The organism is Thermobifida halotolerans (assembly GCF_003574835.2).
In the GTDB taxonomy this organism is placed as follows: Bacteria; Actinomycetota; Actinomycetes; order Streptosporangiales; family Streptosporangiaceae; genus Thermobifida; species Thermobifida halotolerans.
Window position 1 is genome coordinate 3951086 of the sequence record NZ_CP063196.1, and the last position, 14853, is coordinate 3965938.

General features: G+C 72.4%; 11 protein-coding genes. 2 read left to right on the forward strand and 9 right to left on the reverse strand.

The window, feature by feature from the left end; genetic code table 11:
* Positions 1 to 41: 41 nt before the first annotated feature.
* From NI17_RS17645 to NI17_RS17675, 7 genes are all read right to left on the reverse strand, one after another.
* Complete coding sequence (locus NI17_RS17645; RefSeq protein ID WP_119267755.1) at positions 42 to 1268, reverse strand: cytochrome P450 family protein; 1227 nt, start codon at positions 1266 to 1268, stop codon at positions 42 to 44.
* Positions 1268 to 2512: a cytochrome P450 gene (locus tag NI17_RS17650; protein ID WP_068688038.1), complete on the reverse strand. Its 1245-nt coding sequence runs from the start codon at positions 2510 to 2512 to the stop codon at positions 1268 to 1270. Before NI17_RS17650 ends, NI17_RS17645 begins: the two co-directional genes overlap by 1 nt.
* Positions 2509 to 3111 carry a GTP-binding protein gene (locus tag NI17_RS17655; RefSeq protein WP_068688037.1) on the reverse strand — a complete coding sequence of 201 codons (603 nt, stop codon included), beginning with the start codon at positions 3109 to 3111 and terminating at the stop codon, positions 2509 to 2511. The genes NI17_RS17650 and NI17_RS17655 overlap by 4 nt, the downstream gene beginning before the upstream one ends.
* Entirely contained in the window at positions 3092 to 3445 is a 354-nt protein-coding gene (locus NI17_RS17660) for a DUF742 domain-containing protein (RefSeq protein WP_068688036.1), read from the reverse strand. Before NI17_RS17660 ends, NI17_RS17655 begins: the two co-directional genes overlap by 20 nt.
* Complete coding sequence (locus tag NI17_RS17665; RefSeq protein ID WP_068688035.1) at positions 3442 to 3858, reverse strand: roadblock/LC7 domain-containing protein; 417 nt, start codon at positions 3856 to 3858, stop codon at positions 3442 to 3444. Before NI17_RS17665 ends, NI17_RS17660 begins: the two co-directional genes overlap by 4 nt.
* On the reverse strand, positions 3858 to 5252 hold the full coding sequence (locus tag NI17_RS17670; protein WP_068688034.1) for an ATP-binding protein: 1395 nt from the start codon (positions 5250 to 5252) through the stop codon (positions 3858 to 3860). The genes NI17_RS17665 and NI17_RS17670 overlap by 1 nt, the downstream gene beginning before the upstream one ends.
* A gap of 982 nt (positions 5253 to 6234) precedes the next feature.
* The gene (locus NI17_RS17675) at positions 6235 to 7968 is read right to left on the reverse strand and encodes an AMP-binding protein (RefSeq protein WP_068688033.1); all 1734 of its coding nucleotides are present in this window, start codon (positions 7966 to 7968) and stop codon (positions 6235 to 6237) included.
* A 171-nt stretch (positions 7969 to 8139) separates the two neighbouring features.
* On the opposite strand from NI17_RS17675, the gene NI17_RS17680 reads away from it, so the two are divergent.
* A complete protein-coding gene (locus NI17_RS17680; RefSeq protein ID WP_068688032.1) occupies positions 8140 to 9030 on the forward strand; it encodes a LuxR C-terminal-related transcriptional regulator in 891 nt (296 codons plus the stop codon).
* A 177-nt stretch (positions 9031 to 9207) separates the two neighbouring features.
* On the opposite strand, the gene NI17_RS17685 is transcribed toward NI17_RS17680, so the two are convergent.
* Both NI17_RS17685 and icmF read right to left on the reverse strand, forming a co-directional pair.
* Positions 9208 to 9948: a helical backbone metal receptor gene (locus NI17_RS17685; protein WP_068688410.1), complete on the reverse strand. Its 741-nt coding sequence runs from the start codon at positions 9946 to 9948 to the stop codon at positions 9208 to 9210.
* A gap of 119 nt (positions 9949 to 10067) precedes the next feature.
* Complete coding sequence (icmF, locus tag NI17_RS17690; protein ID WP_119267746.1) at positions 10068 to 13310, reverse strand: fused isobutyryl-CoA mutase/GTPase IcmF; 3243 nt, start codon at positions 13308 to 13310, stop codon at positions 10068 to 10070.
* Between the two features lie 282 nt (positions 13311 to 13592).
* On the opposite strand from icmF, the gene NI17_RS17695 reads away from it, so the two are divergent.
* The gene (locus NI17_RS17695) at positions 13593 to 14852 is read left to right on the forward strand and encodes an FUSC family protein (RefSeq protein WP_068688030.1); all 1260 of its coding nucleotides are present in this window, start codon (positions 13593 to 13595) and stop codon (positions 14850 to 14852) included.
* The last annotated feature ends 1 nt before the right edge of the window (position 14853 follow it).

Genomic DNA, 14853 nt, shown 5'->3' on the forward strand with positions numbered 1-14853 from the left:
GCCTTCTCCGGTGGCCCTCTCCAGAGAGGGCGCCGCGGGGGTCAGGGCCGCAGGACGACCGGGAACTCCTTCAGGCTGTTGACGATCACCGACGGGTTGGCCACGAGGTCGGAGTCGGCCACGGCCAGCCGCATGTCGGGGAAGCGCTCGACCAGCACGGGCAGCGCGACCTGCGCCTCCAGACGGGCCAGCGGCGCGCCCGGGCACACGTGCGGACCGTAGCCGAAGGAGATGTGGCGGCCGTCGGACCGGGTGATGTCGAAGGCGTCGGAGTTCTCGCCGTGCTGGGCGGGGTCGCGGCCGATCGCGCCGTAGGAGACCATCACCGGGTCGCCCTTGGCGATGGTGACGCCGCCGTACTCGATGTCCTCGGTGGCGAACCGGAAGATGAAGTTGGTGGTGGGCGGGTCCCAGCGCAGCGACTCCTCCACCGCCGCCTCCCAGGTGGCCCTGCCCGAGCGCAGCAGTTCGAGCTGGTCGGGGTGGGCCAGCAGGGCGCGCACCGTGTTGGTGAGCAGGTTGACGGTGGTCTCGTGTCCGGCCGCCACCACGACCTGGAGCGTGCCCAGCACCTCCTCGTCGGTCAGCGAGTCGCCGTTCTCGTCGGCCTGGAGCAGCGCGGTGGTGAGGTCGTCGCCGGGGTCGGCCTTCTTCTCCGCGATCAGGTCGGTGTAGAACCGCACCAGCGCCTCGCGGGTGGCGACGAAGTCCTCCGGCGCGGTGACGGAGCTGAAGAACTTGTCGTAGAGCGCCCGCAACCGGCCGTGCGCGGCCCCCGCCACCCCGAACAGCTCGCCGATCACCCGCATCGGCAGCTTGAACGAGAACTCCGACTTCAGGTCCTGGACCTGGTCGGCGCGCTCCTCCAGGGCGTCCAGCAGCTCGTCGGTGATCTGACGCACCCGGGGTCGCAGCAGCTCCACCCGCCGCGGGGTGAACGCCTGGGCGACGAGGGCGCGCAGCCGCCTGTGGTCGGCGCCGTCCGCGCCCAGCAGACTGGTGGGGGTCGGCGGGATGACGCTGAGCAGCGGCCAGGTCGGGGAGATCTCGCCGCGGTGGTAGGCGGCCCAGTGCGCCATGTTCTTCGACAGGCGGGCGTCGGTGAGCAGGTCGCGGGCGGCCCGGTGGTGGGTGATCGACCAGGTCCGCACCCCGCCGGGCAGCTCCACCCGGGCGATCGGCCCGGCAGCGCGCAGGCGTCCGCGCTCCCCCTCCAGGTCGGAGACGTAGGGGTCGAGGACGATCGGTGTGTCGGCGGGCGAAGTCATCACTGGCCTCCAAGGGGGGTGACGGGGGTGAAGGTGACCGGAAGCGCGACGAGGCCGCGCATCCACGGGGAGGGGCGCCACTGCAGTTCGCCGACTCCGACGGCGAGCTCCACGTCGGGCAGCCGGTCCAGCAGCACCTCGACACCCGCCGCGGCGATGATCTCCGCGAGCTCCTGTGCCGGGTAGGGACAGCGGTGCTCGCCGTGGGAGAACGACAGGTAGGCCTGGTTGCCCCGGCCCGGGGAGGCGCCGGGGCAGGGGCTGACGCGCGGGTCGGTGTTGGCTCCCGCCAGGCCGAGCAGCACGAGGTCTCCGGCGCGGAGCGGCTGACCGCCCAGTTCGACGTCCTGGGCGGCGTAGCGGCCCAGGTAGTTCTGGGTGGGGGTGTCCTCCCACAGGACCTCGGTGAGCGCCTCGCGCACACTGCTGCGCGCCCCCGTCAGCGACGCGGCGAACCGGTCGTCGGTGAGCATCAGGCGCAGGGCGTTGCCGAGCCACTCGGTGGTGGGCTGGTGGCCCCCGCCCAGCAGCACCACCAGGTTGGGGACGAGTTCCTGGTCACCGAGGTCCGCGGGGTGGGCCAGCAGCCGGGAGACCACGTCGGGGCCGGGCCGCTGCCGCCGGGCCGCCACCAGCTCACCCATCGTCTTCAGCAGGAACTGCTGGGCCCGCCTCGCCTCGGGACCGCCGTCGATCATGGTGGTCATCGCGTCCGCGAGCACGTCGGCGCGCGCCGGGTCCAGCCCGTACAGCCGTCCCAGCACCATGGCGGGCAGGCGCGCGGCGTAGTCGGCGCGCAGGTCGGCCTTCGACCCGGTGCAGAAGCCGTCGATCAGCCGGTCGGCGGCCTGCACCGCGTACTGCCGCACCTCGTGCTGGTCGGCCCCGGCCAGCGCGTCGTTGAGCGCCCCGGCCAGGCGGCGGTGCTCCTCCCCCTCCGAGCACAGCACGGTGGGGCTGCGCATCACCATCGGCATCAGCGGCCAGTCATCGGGCACCCGGTCCCAGGCGTTCCACCGCCGGGAGCTGCGGGCGAACAGGTCCGGGTGGCTGAGCACGTAGTGCAGTTCCCGGTAACCGATCACCAGCCACGCGGGGATGTCGCCGTCCAGCAGCACCGGGGCGACCGGCCCGTACCGGGTGCGCATCTGCCGGTACAGCTCGGTGGGCGCGGTCTGGAACCGCGGACCGTACAGGCGGAAGGCGGAGGGCGCGGCGGCGCTCCCGCCGTGCGGCGTGCTCATCGGACGACCTCCCGCACCGTCGATCGCACGTGGTGGACCAGGGTGATCAGCACCTGTTTGGCTGATTCGCGTCGGCGGGCGTCGCAGGACACCAGGGGGACCGAGTCCGCGAGGTCGAGGGCCGCGCGGATCTGGTCGAGGGTGTAGGACGTGCCGAAGTTGTTGTGGGCGACGACGAAGGGCGTGCGCTGCGCCTCCAGTCGGTCGATGGAGTACCAGGAGTCCTCCAGCCGCCGGGCGTCGACCAGCACGACCGCGCCCAGCGCTCCGGTGAACAGCCGGTCCCACAGGAACCAGAAGCGCTCCTGTCCCGGCGCGCCGAACAGGTAGAGCACGGACGTGGCGTCCACGGTGATGCGGCCGAAGTCGAACGCCACGGTGGTGGTGGTCTTGTCGGTGACGCCGCGGAGGCTGTCCACCCCGGCTCCCGCCTGGGTCATCGTCTCCTCGGTGTTGAGGGGGCGGATCTCGCTGACCGAGCGGACCAGGGTGGTCTTGCCGACGCCGAATCCGCCGACGACGACGAGCTTCAGGCCCTGTGCGGCGGTGGCGGGCAGGGCCGACGGCGGGTCGGGGTTCTCAGAGTTCGTGGAGCGCAACGAGCACCTTCTCCAGCACGTCCGGGGGAACGGGGGCCGCGGACCTCGCGGCGGTGGGATGGCGGGCGGTGATGTGCCCGGCGTCGAGCAGGTCGGTCAGCAGGATGCGGACCACGGTGACCGGGAGCTCCAGCCGGGCGGCGATCTCCACGACCGCCACGGGGCGTCGGCACATCCGCAGGATGCGGACGTGTTCGGACTGCATTCCGGGGACCGGGTCGGACTCGGTGACGATCAGCGTCACCGAGTCGAAGGAGTCGTCCCCGCCCCGGCTGCGCCCGGAGGTGATGACGTAGAGGCGGTCGGGGGTCTCCCGGTCGATGGGGCGGCTCATGCCCCACCGGGGGCCGGCCCGGCCGTGTCGCGGGAGTCGACGGTGAGGTACTCGCCGATCTGCTCGACGAGTTCGTTCATGTTGTGGCCGGTGAGGCCGGGGTCGGCGTCCTCTCCGGCGACGACGGCCAGGTGCGCGCCCGCGCCCGCCTCGACGATGAACAGCAGTCCGCCGTAGAACTCGGCCATGGCCTGGCGGACTCCGCCGCCTCCGTCGCCGAACTCGACGGACGCGCCGTGGGCGAGGCTCTGCATGCCCGCCGCGATGGCCGCCAGGTGGTCGGCCTGGTCGGTGCCCAGTCCGACGGTGTGGCACAGTTTCAGGCCGTCGCGGGAGAGCACGAGCGCGTGCCGGGCGCCGGGGGTGCGTTCCAGCAGTCCTTCCAGGAGCCAACCGAGTTTGGTGAGGTCCATCAGGATCTGTCCTCCTGGGTGCGGTGAGGGGGTGCCTTGCGTACCGCGGCGCGGAACGCCTTGAAGCCTTCGGACGGGGTGACCGGTGCGGATCGGGTGGGCGGCGGTGGGGTCCGGTCGCGCTGTGCCGCGGCGAGGGTCTGGCCGCGGCGCCGAATCGGCAGGCCGCTGTCGCCGCGGACGGCGCCCTCCGCGGCGGGTTCGCGCGGTGGCTGTCCGGCCGGGGCGGTCGGGGTCTCGGGCGGCGGGGTGTGCCGACCGGGCGCGGGCGGCGGTGACGGGAGGTCGGGGGTGACGGGGTCGCCGGGTTTGAGGATGCGCTGCGGCAGCAGCAGGACGGCCGCGGTGCCGCCTCGGGAGGAGGGGCGGAAGGAGACCGAGAGGCCGTACCTGCGGGCGAGGCTGCCGACCACGGCCAGGCCGAGCCGGGTGCCGGAGAGGGCGCTCAGGTCGGTGTCGCCGCTCACCGCCTCACGGGCCCGGCGCAGCGCCTCCTCTCCCATGACGAGGCCGCCGTCCTCGACGATGACCGCGGCTCCGGCCTGCACCTCCTCCACGTACACGTGGACCTCGGAGGTGGGCGGGGAGAACCTGGCGGCGTTGTCGAGGAGTTCGGCCAGAGCGTGGATGACGCCTTCGGCCGCGTAGCCCGCGACCGCGAGGCTGGAGGCGGAGTGGGTGCGCACCCGCTGGTAGTCGCCGATGCGCGCCATCGCGCCGCGCAGCACGCTCTCCATCGGGATGGGGCGGGTCCACCGCCGTCCGCTGCGGGCTCCGGTGAGCACCGCGATGCTGTCGGCGACCCGTCCGGCCTGGGCGGTGCTGTGGTCGAGGTGCATGAGGTCGCCGAGGACGTCGGCGGTGGGCGGTCCGTTGCCGTGCCGCTGCTGCATGTCGCGGAGGTCGGCGAGCATCGCGGTGGTGATGGCCTGGACCCGGCCCGCGGCGGTGGCGCACGCGGCCATCGCGGCGACGCGGCGGCGTTCGCTGCGCGCGATCTCGGTGGCGACCGTCTCCAGCACGGAGCGGTGGACGGAGCCGACGGACCGGTCGATGCCGTCCAGCGCGGTGGCCGCCGAGGCGCCCGCGCGCACCCGTTCGACCACGGCGGGGATGGCTTCTCCGGTGAGCCGTTCGGCGTCGGCCCGTGTCCGGTCGGCGTGGGAGGCGGCCCGGGCGGCCCGCACGGCCTGGTGGCGCAGACCCGCTCCGAAGGCGAGCAGCAGCAGGAGGGAGGTTCCGCCCGCCACCAGCACGGGTGGCAGGTGGGCCGCGGGGACGCGCCAGGCGGCCCACGTCCATCCCGCGGCCACGAGGACCACGGAGGCCAGCAGAAGGGGGACGCTCAGCGGCGTCGTGCCCGCTGGGGCGCGGGCGGGTTTCCGAGCAGTCATCGCAGTCCGCGTTCCGGCACGTCACTGAGTGGGGGAAGGGCGGCGGCCGGCGCGGCCATTCGACCGACCAGAAAAACAAATTGATTGTCATGAAATTAGGGTGGGACAGAACACATCTTTCCCACCCTGAACCCATGACGTTTTCGGTCTCGGTGCGCCTCACCGCCACCGCGGCAGCATAGCCGACATTTCCACACCACCAAAGCCGCCACCGAACGGCCATTTCCGTTCAAATCTCAATTAACGTGGACGAACAGCGCATTCGACTCACTGAGGTTTGACGCCCGCCTCCGCGACGGGCACCGGCCGCGTGGAGAAGAGAGGGCGGCCGATCAACCCACGGCATTCCACACCAACCCCCGCGGTGGACCACCACCGGCTGCCGGTGGTCACCCGCCCCGAACGCGGAGATGGAATGCCACGCCTTTCCCGGGTTTCTCCGAGAAGAACCCGCACCCACCACAGACACAGAACCCAAACCTCACCGAGGTGCGACGCCCGCCTCCGCGACAGACACCGGCCACGTGGAGAAGAAGGGATCAGCCGATCAACCCACGGCATTCCACACCAACCCCCGCGACAGGCCACCACGGGTTGCCGGTGTCCGGTCGAGGCGCCCCTGGGCGCCGAGCCCGGACACGGCCCCACCCACCCGCACCTTTGACAACGGTCCCGCGCCACGGGGTACCGGTCTGGGGTGGCCGACGTCCCTGCGGCCCATCCCCCGTGGAGGCGCGCCCGAACACGGAGGCGGAATACCACGCCTTTCCCCGGTTTCTCCGAAAACAACCCGCACCCACCGCAGAACCGAACGCTCAAACCCCGTCAGACCAGGGAAATTCCCCGTGCTCCCGGGCGGCTGCCGCTCCCGCTTCCCCGTGCCCTCCGCTCCCGTGTGCCACAGACATTCGGGGGACGCCCCGCCGGAGCGCCCCCCGAATCCCGAATTGCGTGCGACGCCGCTTCCCGGAACCGCCCCGGGTCAGCGGGCGGACGCGGCCGCGTCCCCCGGACGCAACTCCGGGAACTGGTCGTCGCGCCACTCCCGCGGAGCCGTTCCGCTTCCGTCCGCGGCGATCTCCTCCTCGCGCTGCCGCAGTTCCACGCGGCGGATCTTGCCGGAGATCGTCTTGGGCAGCTCCGCGAACTCCAGTCGGCGCACCCGCTGGAACGGCGCGAGGTTCTCGCGCGCGTAGCGCAGGATCGACAGCGCGGTCTCCCGCGTCGGCTCGTGTCCGGGAGCCAGCGCCACGTACGCCTTGGGCACCGCCAGACGCACCGGGTCGGGCGCGGGCACCACCGCGGCCTCCGCCACCGCCGGGTGCTCGATCAGCACGCTCTCCAACTCGAACGGGCTGATCTTGTAGTCGGACGCCTTGAACACGTCGTCGGTGCGTCCGATGTAGGTGATGTAGCCGTCGGCGTCCCGGCTGGCGACGTCGCCGGTGTGGTACCAGCCGCCCTCCATCGCCTCGGCGTTGCGCTCCGGGTCGCCCTGGTAGCCGGTCATGAGCATCGTCGGCGCCGCGGACAGGTCGAGGCAGATCTCCCCCTCCTCGGCGGGCTGCCCGCTGCGGGGGTCGACGAGCACCACCGGGCAGCCGGGCAGGGGGCGTCCCATCGATCCGGGCTTGACCGGGGAGCCGGGGGTGTTGCCGACGACGGCGGTCATCTCGGTCTGGCCGAAGCCGTCGCGCAGCGTCAGCCCCCACGCCCGGCGCACCTGCTCGATCACCTCGGGGTTGAGCGGCTCCCCGGCGGCGACGGCCTCCCGCAGCGCGCCGGGGCCGCCCGACAGGTCGGCGTTGATGAGCATCCGCCACACGGTCGGCGGCGCGCAGAAGGTGGTGACCCCGGCGCGGCGGATCTGCTCCAGCAGCGCCTCCGCGTCGAACCGGGAGTAGTTGTGGACGAAGACCGTCGCCTCGGCGATCCAGGGCGCGAAGAAGCAGCTCCACGCGTGCTTGGCCCACCCCGGCGAGCTGATGTTGAGGTGGACGTCGCCGGGGCGCAGCCCCAGCCAGTACATCGTCGTCATGTGACCGACGGGGTAGGAGACCTGGGTGTGCTGCACGAGCTTGGGCCGGCTGGTGGTGCCGGAGGTGAAGTACAGCAGCAGCGGGTCGTCGGGCGCGGTCTCGGGGTGCTTGACGCGCGGCTCGGCGACCGCGCGGGCGTCGCGGTAGTCGGCCCAGCCCGCCACCCCGCCGTCGACCGCGATCCTGCCGTAGTCGCCGGGGATCCCGGCGAACTTCGGCGCGTCCGCGCCGGAGGCGATGACGTGGCGGACGCCGCCGCGTTCGATGCGGTCGGCGAGGTCGGCCGGTCCCAGCGCGGTGGTGGTCGGCATGATCACCGCGCCGAGCTTCATCACCGCCAGCATCGACTCCCACAGCTCCACCCGGTTGCCGAGCATGAGCATGACCCGGTCCCCGCGCGCCACGCCCCGGTCCGCCAGCCAGGCGGCGACCTGGTCGGAGCGGTGGACCATGTCGGCGAAGCTGTACCTGGCCTCGCCGCCGTCCTCCTCGACCAGCCACAGCGCCGTGGCGTCGTTGTCGCGCGCGTAGGAGTCGAACCAGTCGATCGCCCAGTTGAACCTGGGGCCCAGGTCGGGCCACTGGAACGTCTCGACCGCGCCCCGGTGGTCCCCGGACAGCCGCAGCAGCGTGTCGCGGGCCCGGCGGTAGGCCTCGGTGGCAGAACCGGTGGTCACGTGTCCCCCCTTTTCCCTTGGCAGAGCGCGGCCCCACCGCGGGCTCTCCCGTCCCCGCGTGGGGCCGCGCCTGTGTCGGAAGCCATACTGCGCGGGGGTGACCTCGGTCACCACCCCCGAATTGAGGTAATGTGACGGGCACCACCATCGTGACCTCCGGGGGTGCGGCCTGTGGCGACCTCACCGGGTCGGCTTCTGCCCGACCCCGCCCCGCTGCTCGCCCGCGCCGTGCGGGACCTGCGCCGCGAGTCCGGCCTGCCGGTCGCCTTCGGCGGCCCGGTGACCCGCGACGGCCGGGGCTTTGTCATCGACCAGCTCTGCGGCACCCGGACGAGGTCACTGCTGAGTCTGCGGGTCGACGCGGGCGCGGGGCTGGGCGGCCGGGCCCTGGAACTGGCCCGCCCGTGGGTGGTCGACGACTACTTCGCCTCCGACACGATCACGCACGTCTACGACCACGCGGTCGCCCCCGAGCGGCTGCGTTCGATCGTCGCGATGCCGGTGCGGGTCGGCGGGTCGACGCGGGCCGTGCTGTACGCGGCGAGCAGGCGGCCCGTCGGCTTCGGGGACCGGGGGTTCGCGTCCCTGGCGCGCGTCGTCCAACGGGTCGAGCGGGACTTCGAGGTCGAGGGGGAGGTGCAGCGCAGGCTCGCCGCCGCGCTGTCCGCCGAGCGGGACGCCGACCGCGGCGCGCCCGCCGGGAGCGCCGCCGAGCTCGACGAGCTGCTGGCGGAGCTGTCGGACATCGCCGAGACGGTCGGGGACGAGGACGCGCGGCGCCGCCTGGTCGAGGTGTGCCGCCGCGCGCGGTCGCTGTCGCGCCGCCCGCCCGCGGACCGGCGCGCCGCCCCGCGGGCCCCGGCGGTCCGGCTGTCGCCCCGGGAGGTCGACGTACTGGCGGAGGTGGCGGTGGGCCGCACCAACGACGAGGTCGCCGCGGTGCTGGGCCTGCTGCCCAACACGGTCAAGTCGTACCTGAAGAGCGCCATGCGCAAGCTCGACGCCACCAACCGCGTCCAGGCGGTGCACCGCGCCCGCGAGACGGGGCTCCTCGGCCGCTGACCCCCACGCGGCGCGGGAGGTCTCTGGCAGCCCCCTCCTCGGGATGCGCGGGGGTCGGCGCGGGTGGTCCCGCCCGCGCCTCCGCCTCCCCGCGCCTTCGGGGCACTTCCGCACCACGGGGCCGAGGCCGCCCGGGACCTCCCTCCGGGGCCGCCTTCCCGGCTCCCGGGGCGCGCGTCACCGCGGGAGCCGGGCGCCCAGCTCCTCGCGCGCCCGCAGCAGCGACGGGCCGTACCAGGTGAGCAGCCGCCCGCTGACCAGCTCGGTGGATGTCCGGTGGAACGCCTCGGGGCCGTCGTCGGCGGTGAAGACGTAGGGCTCGTCGGGCAGCAGGACCAGGTCGACGTCGTCGCGGTCGATGTCGGCGAGCTCCACCCTGGGATAGCGGCCGGGGTGGTCGGCGAAGACGTTGGCCAGCCCGAGACGGCGGGCCAGGTCGCCGGTGAACGTCGCGCCGCCCACCACCATCCACGGATCGCGCCACACCGGGATCGCGACGCGCGCCGTCGGCGGCGGCACCGGGCGCGACCAGGCGCGGCGCGCCTCCACCAGCCAGCGGGGCACCGGCCAGCGCAGGGCCTCGGCGAACAGCCGCTCCATCGAGTCCAGCGCCTGCGGGACCGTCTCGATGACGGTCACCCACACCGGGACGCCGGCCGCGCGCAGCCTGCGGACGTCCAGTTCCCGGTTCTCCTCCTTGTTGGCCACGACGAGGTCGGGGCGCAGCGCCGCGACGGCGGCGCGGTCGGGGTTCTTGGTGCCGCGCACCCGGGGCACGTCGAGGTCGGCCGGGTGCGTGCACCAGTCGGTGGCACCGACGAGCGCCTCGCGCCGGGTGCGCGCGATCGCCTCGGTCAGCGAGGGCACCAGGGACACCACGCGCCGCACCGGACCGGTCAGGGGCACCGGATGCCCCATGTCGTCGTGGACCGCCACTTTGCCACCGCCTCTCCGGAAGGGTCGTCCCGGCGGCCGTCCCCTCCTCCGCCGCCGGGAGCGGGCGGGTCCGACCCAGCGGCCGGCCGGACCCGCCCGGCTCACACGTTCCTGCGGTACTGGCCGCCGACCTCGAAGAACGCTTCGGTGACCTGCTGGAGGGTGCAGACCCGGGCCGCGTCCATGAGGACCGCGAAGACGTTCTCGCCTGTGACGGCGGCCTGCTTCAGCCGTTCGAGTGCCCGGTCGGCCTCGTCGCGGTGCGCCTCCCGGAACTCCTTGACCCGCCGCAGTTGCGACTGCTTCTCCTCCTCGGTGGCGCGGGCCAGTTCGATCTTCTTGGCCGAGCCGTCGTCACCGGAGGGGTTGCGGAAGGTGTTGACGCCGACGATGGGCAGCGAGCCGTCGTGCTTGCGCTGCTCGTAGAGCATCGACTCGTCCTGGATGCGGCCGCGCTGGTAGCCGGTCTCCATCGCGCCGAGCACGCCGCCGCGCTCGCTGATCCGGTCGAACTCGGCGAGCACGGCCTCCTCGACCAGGTCGGTGAGCTCGTCGATGACGAAGGAGCCCTGGAGCGGGTTCTCGTTCATGGCCAGGCCCCACTCGCGGTTGATGATCAACTGGATGGCCAGGGCCCGGCGCACCGACTCCTCGGTGGGGGTGGTGACGGCCTCGTCGTAGGCGTTGGTGTGCAGGCTGTTGGCGTTGTCGTAGATCGCGATCAGCGCCTGCAGCGTGGTGCGGATGTCGTTGAACTGCATCTCCTGGGCGTGCAGGGACCGGCCCGACGTCTGCACGTGGTATTTGAGCTTCTGGGAGCGCTCGCCCGCGCCGTACCTGTCGCGCATGGCGACCGCCCAGATGCGGCGGGCCACCCGGCCGAGCACCGAGTACTCGGGGTCCATGCCGTTGGAGAAGAAGAACGACAGGTTGGGCGCGAAGTCGTCGACGTGCATGCCGCGGGCGAGGTAGGCCTCGACGTAGGTGAAGCCGTTGGCGAGGGTGAACGCGAGCTGGCTGATCGGGTTCGCCCCGGCCTCGGCGATGTGGTAGCCGGAGATGGACACCGAGTAGAAGTTGCGGACCTGGTTGGCGATGAACCACTCCTGGATGTCGGCCATCATCCGCAGGGAGAACTCGGTGGAGAACAGGCAGGTGTTCTGGCCCTGGTCCTCCTTGAGGATGTCGGCCTGCACCGTGCCGCGCACCGACCGCAGCGCGTGGGCGCGCAGTCCGGCGGCCTCCTCCTCGTCGGGTTCGCGGCCGTGCTCGGCGCGGAAGGCGTCGAACTGCTGGTCGATGACGGTGTTGAGGAAGAACGCCAGCACGGTCGGGGCCGGGCCGTTGATGGTCATCGACACCGAGGTGGTGGGCGCGGCCAGGTCGAACCCGGAGTACAGCTCCTTCATGTCGTCCAGGGTCGCCACCGAGACGCCGGAGGTGCCGACCTTGCCGTAGATGTCGGGGCGCGGGTCGGGGTCGCGGCCGTAGAGGGTGACGGAGTCGAACGCGGTGGACAGGCGGGTGGCGGGCTGGCCCTCCGACAGGAGTTTGAAGCGCCGGTTGGTGCGGAACGGGTCGCCCTCCCCGGCGAACATGCGGGCGGGGTCCTCGTTGTCGCGCTTGAACGGGAACACGCCCGCGGTGAACGGGAAGAAGCCGGGCAGGTTCTCCCGCCGCCAGAACGACACGAGTTCGCCGTGGTCGGTGTAGCGCGGCAGGGCGACCCGGGGGACCACGGTGCCGGACAGGGACTCGCGGGTGAGCGCGGTGCGGATCTGGCGGTCGCGCACCCTCACGACCTGCTCCTCGCCGGAGTAGGACGCCACGACGGCGGGCCAGTTCGCGATCTGGTCGGTGATGTCGGGCGGCAGCTCCCGGCGCGCCGCGGCGAGCAGTTCCTCGACGGCGGTGGTGTCGTGGCCCGCGGCGGCCAGGTCCCCGGCGGTCTCCTCCAGCCGCTGCACCCGGCGGGCGGCCTCGGCGAGCCGCCGGGTCTCGGCGCGGTAGGCGCGCACGGTCTCGGTGATCTCGGAGAGGTAGCGGATCCGGTTGGCGGGGACGACCTGGGTGATGCCGCTGGAGTGGCGGACGTCGACGCGCGGCAGGACGCCCTCGGCGACCCGGAGTCCCCGTTCGGCGAGGACGCCGCGCAGGTGCTGGTAGAGGGCGGTGACGCCGTCGTCGTTGAAGGTCGCGGCGGAGGTGCCGTACACCGGCATGTCCTCGGGGCGCGCGCCGAACGCCTCGCGGTTGCGCACCAGTTGGCGGCCCACGTCGCGCATGGCGTCCTTGGCGCCGCGCCGTTCGAACTTGTTGATCGCCACCACGTCGGCGAAGTCGAGCATGTCGATCTTCTCCAACTGGGAGGCGGCGCCGAACTCGGGGGTCATCACGTACATGGAGACGTCCACGAACGGCACGATCGCCGCGTCGCCCTGGCCGATGCCGGGGGTCTCCACGATGACCAGGTCGAATCCGGCGGCCTTGACCACGGCGATCACGTCGTCGAGGTGGTCGGGCAGTTCGCGGCTGCCGCGGGTGGCCATGGAGCGGAAGAAGATCCGGTCGCCGTCGAGGGAGTTCATGCGGATGCGGTCGCCCAGCAGCGCGCCGCCGCCGCGGCGGCGGGTGGGGTCGATCGCGAGGACCGCGATGCGCAGCTTGTCCTGCTGGTCCAGGCGGAAGCGACGCACCAGTTCGTCGGTGAGGGAGGACTTGCCGGAGCCGCCGGTACCGGTGATGCCCAGGACGGGGATGTCGGCGGCCCCGGAACGCAGCTTCCCGAGCAGGTCGTCGGGGAGGCGTCCGGTCTCGGCGCCGGTGACGGCGCGGGCCAGGGCGAGCCGGTCGCCGGAGAGGACGGCGTCGGCGTCGACCTGCCGGTGCTCCCACAGGTCGACGTCGCAGTCGCGGACGAGGGCGTTGATCATCCCGGCGAGGCCCAGCCGCTGTCCGTCCTCGGGGGAGAAGATCCGCACTCCGCGGGCGCGCAGCCGTTCGATCTCCTCGTGGACGATGACGCCGCCCCCGCCGCCGTACACCCTGACGTGGTCGGCGCCCTGTTCGCGCAGGAGTTCCACCAGGTATTCGAAGTACTCGACGTGGCCGCCCTGGTAGGAGCTGACCGCGACACCCTGGACGTCCTCCTCCAGCGCGGCGTCCACCACCTCGCGCACCGACCGGTTGTGTCCCAGGTGGATGACCTCGGCGCCCTGCGACTGCAGGATGCGGCGCATGATGTTGATCGACGCGTCGTGGCCGTCGAAGAGGCTGGACGCGGTGACGAAGCGCACGGGGTGTGCTGGACGGTGGAGTGAGCCGGACTCGGCCTTGTCACCCATCTGGATCCTCCCGGGTGGCGACAACTGGATAGTAGGATGCCCAACTAAATAGTAGGACATCCTAGTTTCTGGTGTACACACCACTCTTCTTCTTCCCGCGGATTCCGGAAACATGGCGGCGTCCCGGAGCCGCCGCACCCCGTCCGCCCGCCGAACGCCGCCCCCTCCGGAAAAACCACCCACCCAGCACATTCCTCGCGCCAACGCGGGTACCGGTGGCCGAAGCGACCATTCCCGTGCGAACGCACGGTCGTCCACTCATCCGGCCTCGATGGAAACGACATGCGGCTGCTACGCGCTCTCCTCCACGCCGGACGGCGGCGGCTGACGGCCGAGGCCCCGGCCGCGTGGGACCGCCTGTCCGGCAACGCCTGGTCGGTCGTGCACGCCATCGTCGCCGGAACGGTGGCCTGGCTGATCGCCAAGTACGTCACCGACAGCCACGAACCGTTCTTCGCGCCGATCGCGGCGGTCATCGCGCTCAACGCCGCGGGCGGGGAGCGGGGCGCCAACGCCGTCCGCCTGCTGCTGGGAGTGGTCATCGGCATCCTCGTGGGCGAACTGTCGGTGATGCTCGCCGGAGCCAACTACCAGGGCCTCGCGGTCGCCATCGGCGTGGCGATGGCGGTGGCCATCGTGGTCAACTTCGCCCGCCTGGTGATCGGTCAGGCCGCCGTCAGCGCGATCCTCATCGTGACCTTCGCCGAGGAGGCGGGACTCCACCGGTTCGCCGACGCGCTCATCGGCGCCGGAACGGCTCTCGTGATCAGCCAACTGCTGTTCCCGGTGCGGGTGGTCGCCATCCTGCGCCGCGCCGAGGCCGACGCGCTGGCGGAGATGGCGCGGATGCTCGACGACACCGGACGCGCGCTGGCCCGCGACGACAGCACCTCCACCGAGGAGACGGTCGACCGGCTGGGCGGCCTGAGCCAACCGATCGCCGACCTCACCCAGACCCGGGAGAGCAGCAGGCGCACCGTGCGCAGCTCCACCATCCGGTGGGGGGACCTGACACCGATCCTGCGCGAGGACGAGCACGTCGACCGGCTCATCTACCTGGGCGAGAGCTGTCTGACTCTGGCCCGCACCACCGCGGCCATGAGCCCCGACGAACGGCACCGGTTCGCCCCGATGGTGTGCGAGATCGCGGCGGCGCTCGACATGCTCGCCAAGGACCTCAACGGCCACGCCACCCGCCAGCGCGCGGTCGACCGGGCGCTGGAGGCCGCCCGCCCGTTCGGTGGGCGCCCCACCGACGACGACCCGTTGACCGTCTCGACGCACCTGGCCGTGCTGCTGGTCGCCACCGACATCATGCTGTTCGCCGGGATCGACCCCCATGACGTCGAGGGGGTGCTCCAGGAGGACATCGACCGGCCGCGCGTCGCCCGCCCGGCCGCGGTCCCGTGGCTGCCGTGGGTGTCGTGGCGTCCGCAGCTTCCCCTGCGCACCCGGCTGCGAACCTGGCGCGCCCGTCTTTCCGACTTCGTCTCTCGGGAAGAGAGTCGGAAGGAGAGCAGTGAGAGGGACCGACAACGGTGAG

What these genes read in the sequence shown, in the direction of transcription:
- NI17_RS17665 (WP_068688035.1), bottom strand. Translation starts at nt 3,858, where the DNA reads ATGGACCTCACCAAACTCGGTTGGCTCCTGGAAGGACTGCTGGAACGC.
- NI17_RS17650 (WP_068688038.1), bottom strand. Translation starts at nt 2,512, where the DNA reads ATGAGCACGCCGCACGGCGGGAGCGCCGCCGCGCCCTCCGCCTTCCGC.
- icmF (WP_119267746.1), bottom strand. Translation starts at nt 13,310, where the DNA reads ATGGGTGACAAGGCCGAGTCCGGCTCACTCCACCGTCCAGCACACCCC.
- NI17_RS17660 (WP_068688036.1), bottom strand. Translation starts at nt 3,445, where the DNA reads ATGAGCCGCCCCATCGACCGGGAGACCCCCGACCGCCTCTACGTCATC.
- NI17_RS17685 (WP_068688410.1), bottom strand. Translation starts at nt 9,948, where the DNA reads ATGGGGCATCCGGTGCCCCTGACCGGTCCGGTGCGGCGCGTGGTGTCC.
- NI17_RS17695 (WP_068688030.1), top strand. Translation starts at nt 13,593, where the DNA reads ATGCGGCTGCTACGCGCTCTCCTCCACGCCGGACGGCGGCGGCTGACG.
- NI17_RS17670 (WP_068688034.1), bottom strand. Translation starts at nt 5,252, where the DNA reads ATGACTGCTCGGAAACCCGCCCGCGCCCCAGCGGGCACGACGCCGCTG.
- NI17_RS17645 (WP_119267755.1), bottom strand. Translation starts at nt 1,268, where the DNA reads ATGACTTCGCCCGCCGACACACCGATCGTCCTCGACCCCTACGTCTCC.